The sequence below is a fragment of the Mycobacterium vicinigordonae genome, assembly GCF_013466425.1.
Classification (GTDB): Bacteria; Actinomycetota; Actinomycetes; order Mycobacteriales; family Mycobacteriaceae; genus Mycobacterium; species Mycobacterium vicinigordonae.
The window spans coordinates 3,663,769-3,685,449 of record NZ_CP059165.1 but is presented as its reverse complement, the minus strand read 5'-3'; the positions used below and the strand labels follow the sequence as shown (position 1 = coordinate 3,685,449).

The following is a 21,681-nucleotide window of genomic DNA, read 5'->3' as shown; positions in this document are numbered from 1 at the left end:
TCACAGTTCCGGCTGGTCTGTGACGCGGCCTTCCAGCCGAGATTTCTTGCGGCGCAACAAAACTCGTCTGCTCCCGTCGGTGTACAGCCGAACCCGTGTCAGCTCCCAGCCGCGGTATTCGGCCTCGATCGAGAGCCGGGTGGATGCGCTCAGACGGGTGACGTCAGGTGGAAGGCGCAGCGGTGCCCACTCGTACTCGTCGGACATGTCGGCTTCCCACCCCGCTGGCAACCGACTCCACCGCGGCGTGGTCCCGCTGGTCAAGGCTTGCCCACTGCGTTCGCGATGACCTGGACACCCGCGCCGGAGCCCGACACCACGTACAGGGTGTTCGACGTCGCGTCGAAGGCCAGCGAGTTAGGTTGCTGCACGGTTGGGTAACGCACCTTTTCCACGGGGATTCCGGTGCTCAGATCGTAACCAACGACGACGTTGGACGCCGTCAGGGACACCCACGCCAGCGCGGCCGAGCCGGCCAGCCCGTAAGGCGCCTGCCGCACCGGGAACGCCTGGCGCAGGATCAGTGGGGCCACCCCGTAGACCAGCAGCTGGCCGCCGCGGGTGTCGGCGACCAGCACCCGGCCCAGCGGGTCGACCGCCAGCGTGGTCGCGCCCTCGCCGGCCCGCAGCGCCTGTTCGACCCGGCCGTCGGCCCCGATAGTCGTGACCGATGTCTGCCCCCGGTCGAGCACGACGGTTGTATTCCCTTGTGTCGCCAGCGCATCGACACGGGCGAAGATCTTGTTGCGGCTGGCCACGGAGTTGTCGGCGTTGAGCGTGTACACCGCGCCGTCAGCGGTGCCCAGCACCAGCATCCCGTCGGCGCGGCGCGCGATCGCGGTGAATTCGGTGCGCTCGTCCACGGTGACTGCGGTGGTCTTGGCGCCGGTCAACTCGACCGCCAGGTAGCCGCCGCGCGTCGCCAGGAAAGCCGTGCCGTGCCCGTCGCCGGTGATGGCCGTGACGGGGCCGGGAAGCGCAATCACGCGGGGTGCGCTCTGGGCGCCCAACACAGCGAGGCCGGCGGGTGCCGCCGGGTCGGTGCCAGGGCACAGGACCGTCAACTGATGGGTGTCGTCGTCGAAGAACGTGTTCTGGGGGTGGCCGCCCAGCGATTGCACCGTGCCGGCCGGGTTGTGCGCGGGTGGTGAAACGGCGGGCTGCGCGGGTTGGATCGTGGGGGGAGTGGCGACCAACGGATTGCCCGAGCACCCAGCCGCCCCCGCCAGCAAACCCGCGAGTACGGCGAAGCGCAGGACAGTACTTCTCAGGAACTCAGACAGCAACCGTCAGATCCCAACGTCGACGACACATATCAGATTCTAAAAACGTCACCGCGCCCAATTTCGTCATGTTGACCGCATAACCCGGTATGGCCCGGGTACTCTCGCGCCATGACCGTCATCGCTGACCGGTATATCGCGAACAACGAGTTCGCCATCGAGGACATGTCCGCAGGGATCTTCGCCAGCGGATACGGCGAAGTAGGAGATGGACGCAGTTTTTCCTTTCACATTGAGCATCACTCGCTGATCGTCGAAATCTACCGGCCCCGGCTGTCCGGGCCCGTCCCACAGGACGAAGACGTCGTCGCACGATCCGTTCGCGGCGTCCGGGACATCGACCTCACCGACGAGCGCAGCCTAGCCGCAGCGGTCCGCGACGCAGTCGCCCACGCCGTTCCCCTCTCGCGCTGAGCGCGGCCACTCGCATCCGGTAGCCCTCCCGTACACCAGGTACGGTCGTCGTCGTGTCTGCGGTTACCCCGATGTCCTGGACGCAAGTCGTCGTCCTGTCTGTGGTGCAGGGCCTGACGGAGTTCCTGCCGATCTCATCGTCGGGGCACCTGGCGATCGTGTCCCGGGTGTTCTTTGGCGCCGACGCCGGCGCGTCGTTCACCGCGGTCAGCCAGCTCGGCACCGAGGCGGCGGTACTCCTCTACTTCGCCCGCGACATCGTGCGCATCGTCCGGGCCTGGTTCACCGGTCTGATGGTGAAGTCGCAGCGCAACACCGACTACCGGCTTGGCTGGTACGTCATCATCGGGACCATCCCGATCTGCGTGCTGGGCTTGTTCTTCAAGGAAGAGATTCGCTCGGGCGTGCGCAACCTGTGGGTTATCGCGACGGCGATGGTGCTGTTCTCGGCGGTGATCGCGCTGGCCGAGCGCCTCGGCCAGCAGACCCGCGGCATCGAGCGCCTCAACTGGCGTGACGCCGCCGTAGTCGGCACCGCTCAGTGCCTGGCGCTGGTACCCGGCGTGTCAAGGTCCGGATCGACCATCAGCGCCGGGCTGTTCCTCGGGCTGGAACGCGAACTGGCCGCCCGCTTCGGGTTTCTGCTGGCCATCCCGGCGGTCTTCGCCTCCGGATTGTTCTCGCTGCCGGATGCCTTCCACCCAGTCACCGAAGGCATGAGCGCCACCGGCCCGCAGCTGGTGACGTCCATGTTGATCGCGTTCGTGGTCGGTCTTGCCGCAGTTTCCTGGTTCCTGCATTTCCTGGTGCGCCACAACATGTATTGGTTCGTCGGTTACCGGGTGCTAGCCGGGACGGCCGTGCTGATCCTGCTGGCCGCTGGGACGGTCGCCGCCACATGACCGTGCTGCTGTTGCGCCACGGCCGGTCCACGTCGAACACCGCGGGCATATTGGCCGGCCGCTCCGAGGGCATCGACCTCGACGACAAGGGCCGCGAGCAGGCCACCGGGCTAATCGACCGCATCGGCGACCTGCCAATCCGGGCGGTGGTGACCTCGCCGCTGCTGCGCTGCCGCCGCACGGTGGAGCCGCTGGCCGAGGCCCTGTGCCTGCAGCCGCTGATCGAGGACCGCATCGCGGAGGTCGACTACGGGGAATGGACCGGGCGCAAGCTCGGCGAGCTGGTCAGTGAGCCGCTGTGGCGGGTGGTGCAGGCCCATCCCAGCGCGGCGGTGTTCCCTGGCGGTGAGGCGCTGGCGCAGGTGCAGTCCCGCGCGGTGGCGGCCGTCCGTGAACACGACCGTCGGCTGACCGAGGAGCACGGAGCGGACGTGCTGTGGGTCGCCTGCACGCACGGTGATGTGATCAAGGCGGTGATCGCCGACGCCTACGGCATGCACTTAGACAGCTTCCAGCGGGTCAATGCGGATCCCGCGTCGGTGAGCGTGGTGCGCTACACCCAGCTGCGGCCGTTCGTGCTGCACGTCAACCACACCGGGGCGAGGCTATCGGCGGGACTGCGCGCGGCTCCCGCGCCTGCGCCGGAATCCAAAGAGTCCGCTGAATCCGACTCACCGCCCGCCGCAGACGCCGTGGTCGGCGGCTCAACCGACTAGCTGCATGTCGGTGCCCGCGCACACGAGGCGCCGATGCGGCACTCTGCACGGTATTTTGGAAGAGCCATGGCCCGCGCAATTCACGTATTCCGCACCCCCGACCGTTTCGTCGCCGGCACCGTCGGGCAGCCCGGCAACCGCACGTTCTATATCCAGGCGGCGCACGACTCCCGGGTGGTCTCGGTGGTGCTGGAGAAGCAGCAGGTTGCGGTGCTGGCCGAACGCATCGGCGCGCTGCTGCTCGAGGTCAACCGGCGGTTCGGCACCCCGGTACCACCCGAGCCCGCCGAAGTCGAGGACCTGAGTCCGCTGATCATGCCGGTCGACGCCGAATTCCGGGTCGGCACGATGGGATTGGGCTGGGACTCCGAGGCGCAGACAGTGGTAGTCGAATTGCTGGCCGTGACCGATGCCGAGTTCGACGCCTCGGTGGTGCTCGACGACACCGACGAGGGGCCCGACGCGGTGCGGGTGTTCCTCACCCCGGAATCGGCACGCCAGTTCGCCACCCGGTCAAACCGCGTCATCTCGGCCGGACGTCCGCCTTGCCCGTTGTGCGACGAGCCACTGGATCCGGAGGGGCACATCTGCGCCCGCACCAACGGCTACCGGCGCGACGCGCTTTTCGGGTCCACCGATGAACCCGAGGAATGACGAACTCGAGGCGCTGCAGCACGGCGAGTTAACGGTCCTGGGACGGATCCGCTCGGCGAGCAACGCCACCTTCCTGTGTGAGGCCGCGCTGGGATCGGTGACCGTGCACTGCGTCTACAAGCCGGTGTCCGGCGAGCAACCGCTGTGGGACTTTCCCGACGGCACGCTGGCCGGTCGCGAGCTGGCCGCCTACCTGGTTTCGAAGTCGCTGGGCTGGAACATCGTGCCGTACACCATCATTCGTCACGGTCCGGCGGGTCCAGGAATGTTGCAGCGCTGGGTGCAGCAGCCAGGTGATGCGGTCGGCTCCGAACCCCGGCCCGGGCCAGACCTGGTCGACCTGTTTCCCAGTCGTAGGCCGCAGCCCGGCTACCTGCCGGTGTTGCGGGCCTACGACTATGCCGGAGACGAGGTCGTGCTGATGCACGCCGACGATATTCGGCTGCGTCGGATGGCTGTGTTCGACATCCTCATCAACAACGCCGACCGCAAAGGCGGCCACATCCTCTCCGACGTCGACGGCCGCGTCTACGGGGTGGACCACGGCGTAAGCCTGCACGTGCAGGACAAACTGCGGACCGTGCTGTGGGGCTGGGCCGGTAAACCGATCGACGACCCGACCATGAAGGCGGTCGCCGGGTTGGTGGAAGCGCTGCGGGGTCCGCTGGCTGAGGAACTCCAGGGCCGGATCACCAGCACCGAAATCGCGGCGCTGACCCGCCGCGCGCACGCGCTACTGGACGATCCGGTGATGCCCGCCCCCAACCGGCACCGGCCGATTCCGTGGCCGGCGTTCTGAGGCCTACGCCGTAGCCGTAGTCGCGACGTGGTCGACGAGACATCACGATACGCGCGGGTCCCGGCTCAATCGCGAGGTCGGCTCCGCGATACTGGGGCGGTGACGCAGCCCGCGCAGAACCTGACGGACGCCGCGCTGGCTGCCGAATTGGCCGCGGAGGCGGGGGAGTTGCTGCTCGCCGTGCGCGAGGAGGTCGGTTTCGACTATCCGTGGGTGCTGGGCGACGAGGGTGACCGCCGAGCAAACACGCTGATCCTGCGCCGGCTAGCGGCCGCCCGCCCCGGGGATGCGGTGCTGAGTGAGGAAGCTCACGACGACTTGGTCCGGCTCAAGTCCGACCGGGTATGGATCGTCGATCCGCTGGATGGCACCAGGGAGTTCTCCACCCGCGGCCGCGATGACTGGGCGGTGCACATTGCACTGTGGCAACGTCCCCTGACAGACCTCAGCAACGGTAGGCGCCAGATCACCGATGCGGCGGTGTCGCTGCCGGCCCGGGGCAACATCGTCTACCGCAGCGACACCGTGGCCGCCCGGGCCGCCTCGGCTGGGTCCCGCATTCCGGGCGTCATCCGGATCGCGGCCAGCGCTACCCGACCGCCGGCAATCCTGTACCGGATGCGCCACCTGGTCGACATCGAATTGGTCCGTATCGGCTCGGCGGGTGCCAAGGCGATGGCGGTGATCGACGGCGTCGCCGACGCCTACGTGCACGCGGGCGGCCAGTGGGAATGGGACTCGGCCGCTCCGGCGGGGGTGGTGCTGGCCGCCGGAATGCACGCGTCGCGTCTGGACGGCTCACCGCTGATGTACAACCAGCTCGACCCCTACCTGCCGGATCTGCTCATGTGTCGCAGCGAACTTGCGCCGATCCTGCTGGACGCCATCCGTCAGGCGTGGTGGTAAACGGTCACACCTGCACGCTCTAAAGTCATCGGCATGCGGTCGTGGTCTTCTCCGCCGGTCCCGGTTCTGCCCGGACGCGGCCCCGAGCTGCGGCTCTACGACACCGCCGATCGCCAGATCCGCCCGGTGACCGCCGGCCGCACCGCGAACATGTACGTCTGCGGCATCACGCCGTATGACGCAACGCATCTGGGACACGCCGCCACCTACCTGGCGTTCGACCTGATCCACCGGTTGTGGCTCGATCTCGGTCACGACGTGCACTACGTCCAGAACGTCACCGACGTCGACGACCCGCTGTTTGAGCGCGCCGACCGTGACGGCGTCGACTGGCGCGAACTCGGCGACCGCGAGGTGGAACTGTTCCGCGCGGACATGACGGCGCTGCGGGTTCTGCCTCCGCGCGAATACGTGGGGGCCACCGAAGCCATCGCCGAAATCGTCGAGTTCATCGAGAAGATGGTGGCTTCCGGTGCCGCATACGTCGTCGAGGGGGAGTACCCCGATGTCTACTACCGCGCCGACGCCACCCTGCAGTTCGGCTACGAGTCCGGCTATGACCGCGACACCATGCTGCAGCTTTTCGCACAGCGCGGCGGCGACCCGCAACGCGCAGGCAAGACCGACGAACTCGACGCACTGCTGTGGCGGGCTAACCGCGCCGGGGAGCCGTCGTGGCCGTCGCCTTTCGGGCCGGGCCGCCCCGGCTGGCACGTTGAATGCGCGGCGATCGCGCTGAGCCGTGTCCGCAGTGAACTCGACATCCAGGGCGGCGGCAGCGACCTGATTTTCCCGCACCACGAATTTACCGCCGCTCACGCCGAATGTGTCACCGGCGCACGCAGATTCGCGCGCTTCTACGTCCACGCCGGGATGATCGGTTGGGACGGGCACAAGATGTCCAAGAGCCGCGGCAACCTCGTCCTGGTCTCGACGCTGCGGGCGCAGGGTGTCGACCCGGCAGCTGTGCGACTCGGCCTACTGGCCGGGCATTACCGAGCTGACCGTTCGTGGAGCCAGCAGTTGCTCGACGACGCGCACATCCGTCTGCACCGCTGGCGCTCCGCGACTGCGCTGCCGACGGGTCCAGACGCCGCCGACGTACTCGCCCGGGTACGGCAGTACCTGGCCGATGATCTCGATACCCCGAAAGCGATTGCCGCACTGGATGGTTGGAGCACCGACGCGCTGGAGTACGGTGGCCACGACGAGGCGGCGCCCAAGTTGGTGGCAACTGCGGTCGACGCCCTGTTGGGAGTGAGCGTATAGCGGCACGGTGGTACGTTTTCGGCCATGACAGGGGCGCAGCACAACGTGCAGGACAAGGTTGTTTTCATCACGGGCGCGGGGCGCGGCATCGGCGCGGAGGTAGCCCGCCGGTTGCACAACAAGGGCGCCAAACTCGTGCTGACCGATCTCGGTGAGGCGGAGCTGAAGTCGATTGGCGCTGAGCTTGGCGGCGACGGGCGCGTGCTGACTGTAGTTGCCGACGTGCGCGACCTGGCTGCCATGCAGGCCGCCGCTGACCAGGCTGTGGAGAAGTTCGGCGGCATCGACGTCGTCGTTGCCAATGCGGGTATCGCCAGCTATGGATCGGTGCTCAATGTTGACCCCGAGGCGGTCAAGCGGGTCCTCGATGTCAACCTGCTCGGCGTGTTCTACACAGTGCGTGCCGCGTTGCCGTCCATCATCGACCGCCGGGGCTACGTGCTCATCGTTTCCTCGATGGCCGCATTCGCTGCGGCTCCGGGAATGGCGCCTTACGACATGTCCAAGGCCGGCAACGAGCATCTGGCCAACGCGTTGCGGCTCGAGGTGGCGCACCTGGGCGTCAGTGTGGGTTCGGCCCACATGTCTTGGATCGACACCGCGCTGGTCCGTGACACCAAGGGGGATCTGCCGGCGTTTGGTGAGTTGCTGTCCAAGCTGCCTCCGCCACTGGGCAAGACCACTTCGGTGAATAAGTGCGCGGCGGCCTTCGTCAAGGGCATTGAGGGGCGCAAGAAGCGGGTGTACTGCCCGGGCTGGGTTGGGGCGCTACGTTGGCTCAAGCCGGTGCTGTCCACCCGGATTGGCGAGGCGCCGTTACTGAAGTCGGCGAACGAAACGATGCCGAAGATGGACGCTCAAGTCGCCGCGCTCGGACGGTCCACGAGCGCCTACACACACGCCCTGGAGAAGCCGTCGGGTTCGTGATCGCGTGAAGGTGATCATTTGCGGCGGCGGAATCGCCGGCCTGGCCGCCGCGGAACGCCTGTCGAGCATCGGCGCTGAAGTGACGCTGCTCGAGCGCGCCACGGGGCCCGACGAACGCGGCTACCTTATCGACTTTTACGGCGCCGGTTACGAAGCCGCCGAATTGGTCGGCGTCCTACCTGCGGTCAAAGACGCGTCCTACCGCATCGACGAGGCCACGCTGGTCGACGAGCAGGGCCGCCGGAAGGCCGACTTGCCCTACAACCAGATCGCCAAGGCTCTCGGCGGCCGGGTGGCCAGCTTGCTGCGACCCGATCTGGCGAAGGCATTGCGCAGCAACCTGCCCGACGGCGTCGAGGTGCGCTTCGGCGCATCGCTGTCCGCTGTGACTAATCGCGACGACAGCGTCTCGGTGACGCTGGACACCGGGGAAGAGCTGGCCGCCGACCTGCTGATCGGCGCCGACGGCCTGCACTCGACCGTGCGCAGCCTGGTGTTCGGGGACGAGTCGGAGTATCTGCGCTATCTCGGATTCCACTGTGCCGCTTATCTTTGCGATGCTTCCGACATTGGTCGCCAAGCCGACACCGAGCAGATCGTGCTGACCGACACCGTCGGGCGTCAGTTGGACCTGCTTTTTCTTCCCGATGGCCGTGTCGCTGTGCTGGCGGCATTCGCTGTCCCCGATCCGCGGTTGTCCATGGACCCGCGCGCCGCGGTGCGGGAGCGGTTCTCGGACATGGGTTGGTTGGTGCCGGCGATAGTGGACCGGTGCCCGCCGGCCGAGGAGATGTACTGCGAGGCGGCAGCCCAGGTCGTGATGCCCGATTGGAGCAAGGGCCGGGTGGTGTTGATCGGTGACGCCGCCGCCGCGATCTCACCGCTCGCCCCTCATGGCGCTTCGCTGGCGGTGGCGGGCGCGTACGTGCTGGCCGAACAACTGCGCCTCACGTCATCGGTCGAGCGGGGGCTGGAATTCTACGAGAAGCTTTGGCGCTGGGTGGTCGAGGACAAACAGAAAGTCACCCGCGAGGTCGGCTGCTGGACGGTGCCCCCATCGCGGCGGGTTGCGTTGCGGTTCAGCTGGCGCCCGCTGGTCAACCGGTTCATCACCACGGCGTTGGCCGGTGAACCGACCATGGTGATCGCGACGCTGCGCCGCGGAACCTCGGAACCCGGCTAGCGCCGTTAGCGCCCGAACCCCGGGCGGCGGCGTTTGAGATAGCGTTCGAACTCGGCGGCCAGCGCGTCACCGTCGATCTGGCCGAGGGCCTCGTTGACGTCGACGGCAGCATCGCCGTGCTGTTCGAGTGACTGCACGTAGTCGGCCAGCTCCTGGTCGTCGACGGTCATCTCGGTGATCTCCTGCTCCCAGGCCTCGGCCTGCGTGGGCAGGTCGGCCAACGGCACCTCGACGTCGAGTACCTCCTCGACGCGGCGCAGCAGCGCTACGGTCGCTTTCGGGTTGGGCGGGTGCGACACGTAGTGCGGTACCGCCGCCCAGAACGTCACGGCCGGGATGCCCGCGGCTACACACGCGTACTGGAAGACTCCCGCAATGCCGGTCGGGCCTTCGTAGCGGGTTTCCTCCAGCCCGAACAGCCGTGCCGAGTCCGAGGAGTAAGCCGCGCCCGAGACCGGTACCGGGCGGGTGTGCGGGGTATCGGCCAGTAGCGCCCCAAGGATCACCACGGTATCGACGTTGAGCTTGTCGATGATGCCCAGCAGCTCATCGCAGAAGGTGCGCCAACGCATATTGGGCTCGACTCCGGACATCAGCACGACGTCGCGGTCGCAGTCGCGCGGGCGGCAGTGCGAGATCCGCATGGCCGGCCATTCCAGCTCCCGTGTAACGCCGTCGACCTGGCGGATCACGGGGCGATTTACCTGATAGTCGTAGTAGGCCTCGTCGTCGATCTCCACGATCGGCACCGCATCCCAGATGTCGAAAAGGTGCGCCACCGCGTCGCTGGCCGCGTCGCCGGCGTCGTTCCAACCCTCGAACGCCGCCACCACGACGGTGTTCTTTAGTTGCGGCAGCGAGTCGCCAGCGTCCGGCAAGGTCACCCCGCAAGCCTACGGCGTGTCGCTCCGGTGACGACGCAGACGTGCAGTTCTCGCGAGCTGTGGTTTGTGTGGCATTAGTGGCCACCGTGACCCGCCTACGGCCGCCCACGTGGCGGTCGTCACTCGACAGGACCCTCCCTGGGCCGAGCGCCCCCGTAAGTGCGGCAGAACGGCCCCGCGACCGGCATTTTGAGGGCGCTGGCGGCGGCGCGGCGTCGCGACGGGGCCATAGTCACAGGCCGCCGATCTGAGCCTTGCTGACAGCCAAAAACCGCCGCAGCCGCGGTCGAACGAAATACGTTCGGCTCCAATCTGGTTAACCTCGTTAAGAACGACATTGCCGACAAGATCCGCAAGCTGGCGCTGGTGGGGCACCGGGACGGTCAAGCGGGTCGGGGTCGAGCTGGGCGTCCATACGTCGGGAGACGACGTAAACTCGTCTGGTCGAGAGGCGTTGCAACGGTTCCGGGTCCCTGCCCGTTTCCGCCACGCTCGGCAGATCCAAGGACGCCTTCCGCGATGGAAGGATTGCATTTGAACGCCCCCGAGCCCACTCTTTCAGAGCCGGAATTCAGCCCTGAGCCGAACATCCGTCCCGACTGCACCGACGAACTTTCGGCAGCGCTGCGCCAGCGGATCATGGTGATCGACGGTGCAATGGGCACCGCGATCCAGCGGGACCGCCCGGACGAGGCCGGCTACCGCGGCGACCGCTTCACCGAGTGGCCGACCGCTCTGCAAGGCAACAACGACCTGCTCACCCTGACGCAGCCACAGATCATCGAGGGCATCCACCGCGAGTACCTCGAGGCGGGCGCCGACATCTTGGAAACCAACACCTTCAACGCCAACGCGATCTCGCTCTCGGACTACGACATGGCGGACCTGAGCTACGAGCTGAACTACGCTGGCGCCGCCCTGGCCCGCAAAGCTGCCGACGAATTCAGCACTCCGGACAAGCCCCGCTACGTCGCGGGGGCCATCGGCCCGACGACGCGCACCGCGTCGATCTCGCCGGACGTCAACGACCCCGGCGCCCGCAACGTCTCCTACGACCAGTTGGTCGCCGCCTACCTGGAAGCTGCCAACGGCCTGGTCGACGGCGGTGCCGACCTCATCATCATCGAGACGATCTTCGACTCGCTGAACGCCAAGGCGGCGGTGTTCGCCGTCGAGACGCTATTCGAGGACCGCGGACGTCGCTGGCCGGTGATCATTTCGGGCACCATCACCGATGCCTCCGGGCGGACGCTGTCGGGGCAGGTCACCGAAGCATTCTGGAACGCGATCAGGCACGCGAAGCCGATCGCGGTCGGCCTCAACTGCGCGCTGGGCGCCCCGGAGATGAAGCCCTACATCGCCGAGATGGCGCGGATTGCGGACACCTTCGTCTCCTGCTATCCGAACGCGGGACTGCCCAACGCCTTCGGTGAATACGACGAGTCCCCGGAGCGCCAGGCCGGCTACATCGCCGAATTCGCCGATGCCGGCCTGGTCAACCTGGTCGGTGGGTGCTGCGGAACGGCGCCGCCACACATCGCCGAGATCGCCAAGGTTGTCGCGGGTAAGCCGCCGCGCGCGGTGCCGGAGATCCCGATGGCCACCCGGCTCTCCGGCCTGGAGCCGCTCAACATCACCGACGATTCGCTGTTCGTGAATATCGGTGAGCGCACCAACATCACCGGCTCCGCCCGGTTCCGCAACCTGATCAAGGCCGAGGACTACGACACTGCGCTGTCGGTCGCGCTGCAGCAGGTCGAGGTCGGTGCGCAGGTGATTGATATCAACATGGACGAGGGCATGATCGACGGCGTCGCGGCCATGGATCGCTTCACCAAGCTGATCGCGGCCGAGCCAGACATCAGCCGAGTCCCGGTGATGATTGACTCCTCGAAGTGGGAGGTCATCGAGGCGGGCCTGAAGAACGTGCAGGGCAAGCCGATCGTCAACTCGATCTCCATGAAGGAGGGCGAGGAGAAGTTCATCCGCGAGGCGCGGATGGTCCGCAAGTACGGTGCCGCCGTCGTCGTAATGGCATTCGACGAGCAGGGGCAAGCCGACAACCTGGAGCGTCGCATCCAGATCTGCGGACGCGCTTACCGGATCCTCACCGAAGAAGTCGGCTTCCCACCCGAAGACATCATCTTCGACCCGAACTGTTTTGCCCTGGCGACCGGTATCGAAGAGCACGCGACTTACGGGATCGACTTCATCGAGGCCTGTGCCTGGATCAAGGAGAATCTTCCCGGGGTGCGCATCTCCGGCGGTATCTCGAACGTGTCGTTCTCGTTCCGGGGCAACAACCCCGTCCGCGAAGCGATCCACGCGGTCTTTCTGTACCACGCCATCAAGGCGGGCCTGGACATGGGCATCGTCAACGCCGGTGCTCTGGTGCCCTACGACTCGATCGATCCCGAACTGCGGGACCGGATCGAGGATGTCGTCCTGAACCGTCGCGAGGACGCCGCCGAAAGGCTGCTGGAGATCGCCGAGCGATTCAACACATCGGACAAGGCCGAGGACCCGAAGGCGGCCGAGTGGCGCAGCCTCCCGGTCCGGGAGCGGATCACGCACGCCCTGGTCAAGGGGATTGACGCCCACGTCGACGACGACACCGAGGAGTTGCGGGCCGAGATCGCCGCCGCTGGTGGCCGCCCGATCGAGGTGATCGAGGGCCCGCTGATGGACGGCATGAACGTGGTCGGTGACCTCTTCGGCGCGGGCAAGATGTTCCTGCCCCAGGTGGTGAAGTCGGCCAGGGTGATGAAAAAGGCCGTCGCGTACCTGCTGCCGTTCATTGAGGAGGAGAAGGTCACTTCCGGCGCGGCCGCCGGCAAGGACACCAACGGCACGATCGTGATGGCGACCGTCAAGGGCGACGTCCATGACATTGGCAAGAACATCGTCGGAGTTGTTCTGCAGTGCAACAACTTCGAAGTGATCGACCTCGGTGTGATGGTGCCCGCCGAGAAGATTCTCGCCGCGGCCAGGGAGCATGACGCCGACATCATCGGGCTGTCCGGTCTGATCACGCCATCCTTGGACGAGATGGTGAACTTCGCCGTCGAGATGGAGCGCGAGGGGCTGGAGATCCCGCTGCTGATCGGCGGCGCGACCACGTCGCGCGCCCACACGGCCGTGAAAGTGTCGCCGCGTCGCAGCGGTCCGGTGGTCTGGGTTAAGGACGCGTCGCGCTCGGTGCCGGTCGCCGCTGCGCTGCTGGACGATAAGCAGCGGCCCGCACTGCTGGAGGCAACTGAAAAGGACTATGCAGCGCTGCGCGAACGGCACGCCCAGAAGAACGAGCGGCCGATGCTGACGCTGGAGAAGGCCCGCGCGAACCGGACGCCCATCGAGTGGGACGGCTACACGCCGCCGGTGCCCGCCCAGGGCCTCGGGGTGCGGGACTTTCATGACTATGACCTTGCCGAGCTGCGCGAGTACATCGACTGGCAACCGTTCTTCAACGCCTGGGAGATGAAGGGCCGCTTCCCCGACATCCTCAACAACCCGACCACCGGCGAGACCGCCCGCAAGCTCTACGACGACGCCCAAGAGATGCTCGACACCGTGATCAAAGAGAAGTGGCTGACCGCCAACGGGGTGATCGGATTCTTCCCGGCGAACGCGGTCGGAGACGATATCGAGGTCTACACCGACGACAGCCGTACCGAGGTGCTGACCACGTTGTACAACCTGCGTCAGCAGGGCGAGCACCGCGATGGCATCCCCAACCGGTCGCTGGGCGACTACATCGCGCCCAAAGAAACTGGGGTCAACGACTATGTTGGCGCCTTCGCGGTCACCGCGGGGCTGGGCAGCGGAGACAAGATCGCGGAGTTCAAGGCAGCCCTCGACGACTACAGCGCAATCCTGCTCGAGTCGCTCGCCGACCGGCTGGCCGAGGCTTTCGCCGAACGGATGCACCAACGGGTCCGCAAGGAGTTCTGGGGATTCCAGCCGGACGAGCACCTGGACAACGATGCGCTCATCGGTGAGAAGTACGTGGGGATCCGGCCTGCCCCCGGCTACCCGGCGTGTCCCGAGCACACCGAGAAGGTGACGCTGTGGAAGTTGATGGACGTCAAGGAGCGGACCGGCATCGAGTTGACCGAGTCGATGGCGATGTGGCCCGGTGCCGCTGTCAGCGGCTGGTACTTCTCGCACCCGCAGTCGCAGTATTTCGTCGTCGGCCGGATGGCTCAGGACCAAGTTGCCGACTACGCGAAGCGCAAGGGCTGGACCCTGGCCGAGGCCGAGCGCTGGCTCGCGCCCAACCTCGGCTACAACCCGGAGGACTGACCCAAGTTCTCCGTCTCTCGGTACTCCGTCCTCCGCCGTGAGCGCCCTCCTCGGTACAACGACACGCCGCAAAACGTGTACACCCGGGGACGCTCGCGGCGCAGGCTCGGCCGAAACCAAGGTGACTGAGCCGATGAGCGCATGAAACAATCGCTGGCCGTGAAGACCTTCGACGATCTTTTCGCCGAACTCGGCGAACGAGCGCGCACCCGCCCGGTCGGTAGCGCCACAGTTGCTGCGCTCGATGCCGGGGTGCATGCCCTGGGCAAGAAGATCCTGGAGGAAGCCGGCGAGGTGTGGCTGGCCGCCGAACACGAACCCGACGAGGCGTTGGCCGAGGAGATCAGTCAATTGCTCTACTGGACGCAGGTAATGATGATCGCGCGCGGCCTGTCCCTCGACGACGTCTACCGGAAGCTGTGAACATGTTGCGCGTCGCGGTTCCCAACAAAGGTGCGTTGAGCGAACCGGCCACCGAGATCCTGTCCGAGGCCGGCTACCGGCGCCGCAGCGACCCCAAAGACCTCACCGTCATCGACCCGGCGAACAACGTCGAGTTCTTTTTTCTGCGGCCCAAGGACATCGCCATCTACGTCGGCTCGGGCGAACTCGACTTCGGCATCACCGGTCGCGACTTGGCACTGGATTCCGACGCGCCAGTGTGCGAACGCCTCGCGCTCGGTTTCGGCTCGTCCCGTTTCCGTTACGCCGCGCCCGCTGGACGGGACTGGACGGTTGAGGATCTGGCTGGAAAGCGGATAGCCACTGCTTATCCCAATCTGGTGCGAAAAGACCTGGCCGCAAAGGGCGTCGCAGCGACGGTGATCAGACTCGATGGCGCAGTGGAGATTTCGGTGCAGCTCGGCGTCGCCGACGCCATCGCCGACGTGGTGGGTTCGGGACGCACGCTGAGCCTGCACAACCTGGTGGCATTCGGCGAGCCGCTGTGCGACTCCGAAGCTGTCCTCATCGAGCGGGCCGAGCCAGGGGGCCAGTCCGCCGCGGCCCGCGATCAACTCGTCGCCCGCGTGCAGGGCGTGGTTTTCGGCCAGCAGTACCTGATGCTCGACTACGACTGCCCGCGCTCGGCACTGGACGAGGCCACCGCCATCACGCCGGGATTGGAGTCGCCGACCATCGCCCCGCTGGCCGATCCAGACTGGGTCGCGGTGCGCGCACTGGTGCCACGCCGCGACGTCAACGGCATCATGGACCAGCTGGCCGCCATCGGGGCCAAGGCCATCCTGGCCTCCGACATCAGGTTCTGCAGATTCTGACCGATTGCCGCGGGCTTAGCTGTGTTAGCGTCCCGCTGGGAACCGCGGTAGCCCGCGGGCATCCCCGCCATCGTCGCCAGGCTGTACGTCTGTCCCAGGAGGGATCGCTGTGACGCAAGTTCTTGTTCTGTTGCTGGCATTGCTGATTGGGGTTGTGGCGGGGTTACGGTCCCTAACGGCACCCGCCGCGGTCTCGTGGGCGGTCTTCCTCAGCTGGCTCAACATGACCGGAACGTGGGCGTCCTGGGTGGGCAACATCGTGACCGTGGTGATTCTGAGCCTGTTGGCGGTCGCCGAATTGGTCAACGACAAGCTGCCCAAGACCCCGCCACGTACCGCGACCCCGGTGTTCCTGGTCCGGCTCATCATGGGTGGCTTCGCCGGCGCGGTGATCGGCACCGCCTGGGGACACAAGTGGGCGGCATTGGGGGCCGGCATCATCGGTGCCGTGCTGGGAACCGTGGGCGGTTTCCAGGCACGGCGGGCGCTGGTCGCCAAGAACGGCGGGCACGACCTGCCGATCGCCCTGCTCGAGGACGCCGTCGCGGTATTGGGCGGCTTTGCGATCCTCGTCGCCGCAGCCGCGTTGTGATGCGACCTTATTGACCGACCTCAGCGGCGTTGAATCAGCAGCGTCTGAGCCGAGGTTCCGATGAATCCGGTGGTGTCGAACACCTCCGCCGTAGTCACCCCGGTTCCATCCGGCCCGATCGACGCGCGGGCCCGCAACCCGAAATCGTTGCCGACCGGCAGCCGGTGCAGATGCACGACCGTGTCGGTATTCATGAAGGCGAACTCCTCGGGATCCAGGACTTTGCCGACGCCGTTTGCGCAGTCCACGACGGCGGCGAGCCGCTGCAGCGCCGTCGTCGCCTCATCGTCGACGATGTGCGCCGCCGCGCTGAACCACGACACTGCCTCGGCGCCGTCGTCGACGCGCTGTGAGCGCCAGTGGATCGCGTTGAAATAGCCCCCGGCGTCGGCGAACAGATCCGGTATGGGTTGGGAAGCGCCCTCCCGCAGCGGCGGATAGCGGTCGGATGCCGCGTCAGCGGTATCGGAGCCGGCGATCAGCCATGCGGTCACCCGCGCCACTACGCGTTCGGCGCGCATCTCGGCGCTCATCATCGCCACCCGTGAACCCGGCCGCTCCACCCAGGCCCGGGCTCGCACCGGCGCCACTGGGACCGCGCCGAGGATGTCTAGGCTCAACCGGCCGATCCGCAGATTCGACCCGGCGGCCAGTTCCTCGATGAGCTTGGTCAGCAACGCCATCGGCGGCGAACCGTGCTGCAGCTCCGGTCCCCAATTGCTGCGGGTGTAGTCGGTGGATTCGAACGCCTGCCAGCCGTCGCCGGGGTCGGTCAGGCGGCGGTAGAAGCTGCCGGTCATGCCGCCGGTTCGCTATGACACGTCGGCCAACCGGGGTAGGGCGGTGGTGTGCCCCCAAATGCCGGGCAAAGGGCTTGGTGTGGGCACCAGTCGCACAGTCGCGACGGGTTAGGGCGGAAATCGCCGGTCTGGCCCGCGGTCTGGATTGCGCGCCAGATTGCGGTCAGGGTCTTCTCGAAGCGCAGCAACTCGTCGTGGTCCGGGGTGTAATCCAGCACCTGGCGGTCGGCGAGGTAGATCAGCCGTAGCCGGGCGGGCAGCACACCGCGGGACCGCAGCAGCGCAACCGCGTAGAACTTCATTTGGAACATGGCCTTGAACTCGGCGGCGGCGCGTGTTTCCGGTGGGGCCTTGCCGGTCTTGTAGTCGACGACCCGCACTTCACCGGTAGCGGCGACGTCGATCCGGTCGATATAGCCGCGCAGCAACGTGCCGTCGGCGAGCTCGACCTCCACCCGCTGCTCGCAGCATTGCGGGTCGAAGCGCGTCGGGTCCTCGAGCCGGTAGTAACCCGAGAGCAGCGCGCGAGCCTCCTCGAGCAGCTGAAGCCGCTGCTCGGTATCCAACTCCGCGAGGTCGGTCTCAGCGGCGACCACCTGCTCCCACGCGGTCTCGACCAGCGAGCAGGCGGTGTCGAGAACACGCTGCACCGCCGGCAGCCCGTACAGCCGCTCCAACGCCGCGTGCACCAGCGACCCCCGCAGTTGTGCCGTCGACGGTGCCTCCGGTAGCCGGTCGATCGCCCGAAACCGGTATAGCAGCGGACACTGCTTGAAGTCAGCGGCCCGCGACGGCGACAGGGCCGGTCGCGCGCTGGCAGTAGCCGGTGGAGGCGGCGCCAGCTGGTCGGTCATATCCGCAGCCTATGACTGCGTACCGACAACCCAAAGGAGGGTTGCGGCGCGTCGGCTGGCACGCTGTACGCCGTGTCAGCAACTGGTCCGTTCACTGTCGGGGAGCGTGTGCAGCTCACCGACGCCAAGGGCCGCCACTACACAATCACTCTGACCGCCGGCAGCGAATTCCACACCCACCGCGGCCGCATCGCCCATGACGCGCTGATCGACCTCGACGAGGGCAGCGTGGTCAAGTCCAGCAATGGTGCGATGTTCCTGGTACTGCGTCCGCTGCTGGTCGATTATGTGATGTCCATGCCGCGCGGCCCGCAGGTGATCTACCCCAAGGACGCCGCCCAGATCGTGCACGAGGGCGACATCTTTCCCGGCGCCCGGGTGCTTGAGGCCGGTGCCGGATCCGGCGCGCTGACGTTGTCTCTGCTGCGTGCGGTCGGCCCGCAGGGTCGGGTCACCTCCTACGAGGTGCGTGCCGACCACGCCGAACACGCCCGCCGCAACGTCAGTACTTTCCACGGTCAGGTGCCGCAGAACTGGGAGCTCATCATCGGCGACCTGACCGATTCCGAGTTGGCTGACGGCTCCTTCGACCGGGCGGTGCTCGACATGCTGGCGCCGTGGGAGGTGCTGGATGCGGTGTCGCGGTTGGTGGTTGCCGGTGGCGTGCTGATCATCTACGTCGCAACCGTCACCCAGCTGTCGAAGGTGGTTGAGGCGGTACGTGCCCAACAGTGCTGGACCGAACCGCGGTCGTGGGAGACGATCCAGCGCGGCTGGAACGTCGTGGGTCTGGCGGTGCGGCCGCAGCATTCGATGCGTGGCCACACCGCGTTTCTGGTCGCCACCCGCCGGCTCGCTCCCGGCGCGGTGGCGCCGATGCCATTGGGCCGCAAGCGTCCCGGACGCGATGGCTGAGCTCGCTCAATCGTCGCTGCGGTGCAGACCTCGCCGAGCTGAGAGCAACTCGAACTCCGGATGCGCCGCCACCAAGCGCTCGGCCCTATCGAGGACGTCGACGGCGTGAGCTCGGTCGGCCGACACCACCGCGACGCCGATGCCGCCGCGCCGGTGCAAGTCGTGGGACCCGATCTCGGCCGCGGACACGCTGAACTTGCGCTGCAGCTCAGCCACCACCGGCCGGATCACCGAGCGCTTCTGCTTGAGCGAGCGCACATCGCCCAGCAGCACGTCGAATTCCAGCCAGCCGATCCACATCAGGGCGTCGGCGACGGACTTGCCGGCGGACCGGCTTCCGGGCCGGGCGGCGGTGCCGGACTAGGTGCGGGCGCAGCAGGCGGTGACGTTGGCGGCAGCGTCCCGGCATTCTGCATAGCCAGCAGCACCTCAGCGGTTCTCTGCGACAGCTGCCAGCCTCCCTGCGTGGAAGTGAACTCCATCGGGAAGGTGAACTCGCGGTGATCTGGGTTGGCGGTATGGACGACCACCGTGGCCGTAGCATTCGACGGGTTCTGGCTCGACCACGCGATGTTGCTCGCCACGAACGTCATTGGCAGATACCCGCCGTCCCGCGCGGCGGTGGTGAACCTGTCCAACGCCCCCGCGGTCTCGGGTCCGGAGCCTTGCACCAAGTTCAGCTTGTCGTTGCCCGGTACCGCCGCGTCGGCAAGACGTGACAGCACATCGGTGAGAATCTCGGGTGCGGGCAGGGGAGCGGTGGGCGCCTCAGCCACCGTGGTCGACGGCGCGGGCGGCACCGCGGTCTCCGTGGAGTCGACCTTCTTAGCTGTGTCGCGCGCGCATCCCGCAAGCGCCAGTACTGCCACCACGACGGTGGCACCCAGAGTTACGCAGAAGTTTCGCGACATGCAGCGGCACGCTCAGAACGGTGGAATGCAATAGATGTCACACTCGCGGCCGCGGCGTCGTTGCAGGCGACGGTCTGAATGGCCGTGGCTAGGGATTTCGCGGTCACAGAAGTCCTTTCACGCGGCCCGAGTAGAACCCGAGATTACCAGCGTGACCCAACTTGTAACTTTTCAAGGGCATTTGACTGCGCACATGAAGCGGCGTCGGCCGGTAGCTTGGAGGTATCCGCCACGCCATTCTTGGTGCGGGAAAGGAGTGCAAGATGGGTGACTCAGAGCGTTCTGAAGCATTCAAGAACCCCCGCGACATTCCCTTGTCCAGCGACGATGCTGCAGAACTGGAACAGCTGCGGCGTGAGGCCGCCGTGCTGCGCGAACAACTCGACAACGCGGTCGCACAGCAAGGCTCCGCGCGCTCTGCGCGTGATGTACATCAACTTGAAGCCCGAATCGACTCGCTCGCGGCCCGCAATTCCAAATTAATGGAAACTCTTAAAGAGGCCCGTCAACAACTGTTGGCGTTGCGCGAAGAAGTCGATCGACTCGGTCAGCCGCCCAGCGGCTACGGCGTGCTGCTCGGTGCGCACGAGGACGAGACCGTCGACGTGTTCACCTCGGGCCGCAAGATGCGACTGACGTGCTCGCCCAACATCGACACCGCGTCGCTGCGCAAGGGCCAGACGGTCCGACTCAACGAGGCACTGACCGTCGTCGAGGCCGGGACCTACGAATCGGTCGGCGAGATCTCCACGCTGCGTGAGGTACTCAACGACGGCCACCGGGCGTTGGTTGTCGGCCATGCCGACGAGGAGCGCATCGTCTGGCTCGCCGAACCACTGGTCGCCGAGGACCTGCCCGAAGGACACCCCGACGCGCTCAACGACGACAGCAGGCCCCGCAGGTTGCGGCCCGGTGATTCGCTGCTGGTTGACACCAAGGCCGGCTACGCCTTCGAGCGCATTCCCAAGGCCGAGGTCGAGGACCTGGTCCTTGAAGAGGTGCCCGACGTGAGCTACTCCGACATCGGCGGTCTGACGCGTCAGATCGAGCAGATCCGCGACGCTGTCGAGCTGCCTTTCCTGCACAAGGATCTCTACCGCGAGTACGCGTTGCGTCCGCCCAAGGGTGTTCTGCTCTATGGCCCGCCCGGCTGCGGGAAGACGCTGATCGCCAAGGCGGTGGCCAACTCGCTGGCCAAGAAGATGGCCGACCTGCGCGGCGACGACGCCCGCGAGGCCAAGTCGTACTTCCTTAACATCAAGGGCCCTGAGCTGCTCAACAAGTTCGTGGGGGAGACCGAGCGGCATATCCGGCTGATCTTCCAGCGCGCCCGGGAGAAGGCCTCTGAAGGCACCCCGGTGATCGTGTTCTTCGACGAGATGGACTCGATCTTCCGCACCCGCGGCACCGGCGTCTCCTCTGACGTCGAGACCACCGTGGTGCCGCAGTTGCTGTCCGAGATCGACGGTGTGGAAGGGCTCGAGAACGTCATTGTGATCGGCGCCTCCAACCGCGAGGACATGATCGACCCGGCCATCCTGCGGCCCGGCCGGTTGGACGTGAAGATCAAGATCGAGCGTCCCGATGCCGAAGCGGCACAGGACATCTTCTCCAAGTACCTGGTCGACACGTTGCCGGTGCACGCCGACGACCTCGCCGAGTTCGACGGCGACCGAGGCGCCTGCATCCGGGCGATGATCGAGAAGGTCGTCGAGCGGATGTACGCCGAGATCGACGACAACCGGTTCCTGGAGGTCACCTACGCCAATGGTGACAAGGAAGTCATGTACTTCAAGGACTTCAACTCCGGAGCAATGATCCAGAACGTAGTCGACCGGGCTAAGAAGAACGCGATCAAATCGGTACTGGAGACTGGGCAGCCGGGTCTGCGTATCCAGCACCTGCTCGACTCGATCGTCGACGAGTTCGCCGAGAACGAGGACCTGCCCAACACCACCAACCCCGACGACTGGGCGCGGATCTCGGGCAAGAAGGGCGAGCGGATCGTCTACATCCGCACACTGGTCACCGGCAAGTCGTCGAGTGCGTCTCGCGCGATCGACACCGAGTCGAACCTGGGCCAGTACCTGTAA

Annotated in this window: 22 protein-coding genes; 15 read left to right on the top strand and 7 right to left on the bottom strand. The window is 66.5% G+C overall.

Going from position 1 to position 21,681, the window contains the following annotated elements:
- Positions 1 to 207 carry a DUF5703 family protein gene (locus H0P51_RS16650; RefSeq protein WP_180913897.1) on the bottom strand — a complete coding sequence of 69 codons (207 nt, stop codon included), beginning with the start codon at positions 205 to 207 and terminating at the stop codon, positions 1 to 3.
- A 53-nt stretch (positions 208 to 260) separates the two neighbouring features.
- On the bottom strand, positions 261 to 1,271 hold the full coding sequence (locus tag H0P51_RS16645) for a YncE family protein (RefSeq protein ID WP_425489061.1): 1,011 nt from the start codon (positions 1,269 to 1,271) through the stop codon (positions 261 to 263).
- A 123-nt stretch (positions 1,272 to 1,394) separates the two neighbouring features.
- On the opposite strand from H0P51_RS16645, the gene H0P51_RS16640 reads away from it, so the two are divergent.
- The 9 genes from H0P51_RS16640 to H0P51_RS16600 all read left to right on the top strand — a co-directional run bounded on the left by H0P51_RS16640 (position 1,395) and on the right by H0P51_RS16600 (position 9,053).
- The gene (locus H0P51_RS16640) at positions 1,395 to 1,697 is read left to right on the top strand and encodes a hypothetical protein (protein ID WP_180913896.1); all 303 of its coding nucleotides are present in this window, start codon (positions 1,395 to 1,397) and stop codon (positions 1,695 to 1,697) included.
- A gap of 71 nt (positions 1,698 to 1,768) precedes the next feature.
- Positions 1,769 to 2,599, top strand: coding sequence for an undecaprenyl-diphosphate phosphatase (locus tag H0P51_RS16635; RefSeq protein WP_180919020.1), 831 nt, complete (start codon positions 1,769 to 1,771; stop codon positions 2,597 to 2,599).
- Positions 2,596 to 3,315, top strand: a complete 720-nt coding sequence (locus H0P51_RS16630) for a histidine phosphatase family protein (protein WP_180913895.1) — start codon at positions 2,596 to 2,598, stop codon at positions 3,313 to 3,315. Before H0P51_RS16635 ends, H0P51_RS16630 begins: the two co-directional genes overlap by 4 nt.
- 66 nt (positions 3,316 to 3,381) lie before the next feature.
- Complete coding sequence (locus H0P51_RS16625; protein WP_180913894.1) at positions 3,382 to 3,969, top strand: DUF3090 domain-containing protein; 588 nt, start codon at positions 3,382 to 3,384, stop codon at positions 3,967 to 3,969.
- On the top strand, positions 3,953 to 4,768 hold the full coding sequence (locus tag H0P51_RS16620) for an SCO1664 family protein (protein ID WP_180913893.1): 816 nt from the start codon (positions 3,953 to 3,955) through the stop codon (positions 4,766 to 4,768). The genes H0P51_RS16625 and H0P51_RS16620 overlap by 17 nt, the downstream gene beginning before the upstream one ends.
- Positions 4,769 to 4,867: 99 nt before the next feature.
- Positions 4,868 to 5,674 (top strand): 3'(2'),5'-bisphosphate nucleotidase CysQ, encoded by an 807-nt coding sequence (locus H0P51_RS16615; protein WP_180913892.1) that lies wholly within the window; start codon positions 4,868 to 4,870, stop codon positions 5,672 to 5,674.
- 33 nt (positions 5,675 to 5,707) lie between these two features.
- Entirely contained in the window at positions 5,708 to 6,943 is a 1,236-nt protein-coding gene (mshC, locus tag H0P51_RS16610; RefSeq protein WP_180913891.1) for a cysteine--1-D-myo-inosityl 2-amino-2-deoxy-alpha-D-glucopyranoside ligase, read from the top strand.
- 24 nt (positions 6,944 to 6,967) lie between these two features.
- Positions 6,968 to 7,870, top strand: a complete 903-nt coding sequence (locus tag H0P51_RS16605) for an SDR family oxidoreductase (protein ID WP_180913890.1) — start codon at positions 6,968 to 6,970, stop codon at positions 7,868 to 7,870.
- 4 nt (positions 7,871 to 7,874) lie between these two features.
- Positions 7,875 to 9,053, top strand: a complete 1,179-nt coding sequence (locus H0P51_RS16600) for an FAD-dependent monooxygenase (protein ID WP_180913889.1) — start codon at positions 7,875 to 7,877, stop codon at positions 9,051 to 9,053.
- Between the two features lie 5 nt (positions 9,054 to 9,058).
- On the opposite strand, the gene H0P51_RS16595 is transcribed toward H0P51_RS16600, so the two are convergent.
- Positions 9,059 to 9,937: a PAC2 family protein gene (locus H0P51_RS16595; protein ID WP_180913888.1), complete on the bottom strand. Its 879-nt coding sequence runs from the start codon at positions 9,935 to 9,937 to the stop codon at positions 9,059 to 9,061.
- A gap of 519 nt (positions 9,938 to 10,456) precedes the next feature.
- Between H0P51_RS16595 and metH the strand changes: the two genes are divergently transcribed.
- The 4 genes from metH (at position 10,457) to H0P51_RS16575 (ending at position 16,108) form a co-directional block, all read left to right on the top strand.
- Positions 10,457 to 14,239, top strand: a complete 3,783-nt coding sequence (gene metH, locus H0P51_RS16590) for a methionine synthase (RefSeq protein WP_180913887.1) — start codon at positions 10,457 to 10,459, stop codon at positions 14,237 to 14,239.
- Between the two features lie 141 nt (positions 14,240 to 14,380).
- Positions 14,381 to 14,662 (top strand): phosphoribosyl-ATP diphosphatase, encoded by a 282-nt coding sequence (locus H0P51_RS16585; protein WP_180913886.1) that lies wholly within the window; start codon positions 14,381 to 14,383, stop codon positions 14,660 to 14,662.
- Positions 14,663 to 14,664: 2 nt separating this feature from the next.
- Positions 14,665 to 15,516 (top strand): ATP phosphoribosyltransferase, encoded by an 852-nt coding sequence (hisG, locus tag H0P51_RS16580; RefSeq protein WP_180913885.1) that lies wholly within the window; start codon positions 14,665 to 14,667, stop codon positions 15,514 to 15,516.
- 109 nt (positions 15,517 to 15,625) lie between these two features.
- Positions 15,626 to 16,108 (top strand): glycine zipper 2TM domain-containing protein, encoded by a 483-nt coding sequence (locus H0P51_RS16575; protein WP_180913884.1) that lies wholly within the window; start codon positions 15,626 to 15,628, stop codon positions 16,106 to 16,108.
- Positions 16,109 to 16,128: 20 nt separating this feature from the next.
- Here H0P51_RS16575 and H0P51_RS16570 read toward each other — a convergent pair whose 3' ends face one another.
- Both H0P51_RS16570 and H0P51_RS16565 read right to left on the bottom strand, forming a co-directional pair.
- Positions 16,129 to 16,908, bottom strand: a complete 780-nt coding sequence (locus H0P51_RS16570; RefSeq protein WP_180913883.1) for a thioesterase family protein — start codon at positions 16,906 to 16,908, stop codon at positions 16,129 to 16,131.
- Entirely contained in the window at positions 16,905 to 17,762 is an 858-nt protein-coding gene (locus H0P51_RS16565; protein ID WP_180913882.1) for a RecB family exonuclease, read from the bottom strand. The genes H0P51_RS16570 and H0P51_RS16565 overlap by 4 nt, the downstream gene beginning before the upstream one ends.
- A 72-nt stretch (positions 17,763 to 17,834) precedes the next feature.
- Between H0P51_RS16565 and trmI the strand changes: the two genes are divergently transcribed.
- On the top strand, positions 17,835 to 18,677 hold the full coding sequence (gene trmI / locus H0P51_RS16560) for a tRNA (adenine(58)-N(1))-methyltransferase TrmI (RefSeq protein WP_180913881.1): 843 nt from the start codon (positions 17,835 to 17,837) through the stop codon (positions 18,675 to 18,677).
- A gap of 6 nt (positions 18,678 to 18,683) precedes the next feature.
- On the opposite strand, the gene H0P51_RS16555 is transcribed toward trmI, so the two are convergent.
- Entirely contained in the window at positions 18,684 to 18,977 is a 294-nt protein-coding gene (locus H0P51_RS16555) for a DUF503 domain-containing protein (protein WP_180913880.1), read from the bottom strand.
- A complete protein-coding gene (gene lppK, locus H0P51_RS16550; protein WP_180913879.1) occupies positions 18,977 to 19,588 on the bottom strand; it encodes a lipoprotein LppK in 612 nt (203 codons plus the stop codon). Before lppK ends, H0P51_RS16555 begins: the two co-directional genes overlap by 1 nt.
- Positions 19,589 to 19,851: 263 nt before the next feature.
- Between lppK and arc the strand changes: the two genes are divergently transcribed.
- Complete coding sequence (arc, locus tag H0P51_RS16545) at positions 19,852 to 21,681, top strand: proteasome ATPase (RefSeq protein WP_180913878.1); 1,830 nt, start codon at positions 19,852 to 19,854, stop codon at positions 21,679 to 21,681.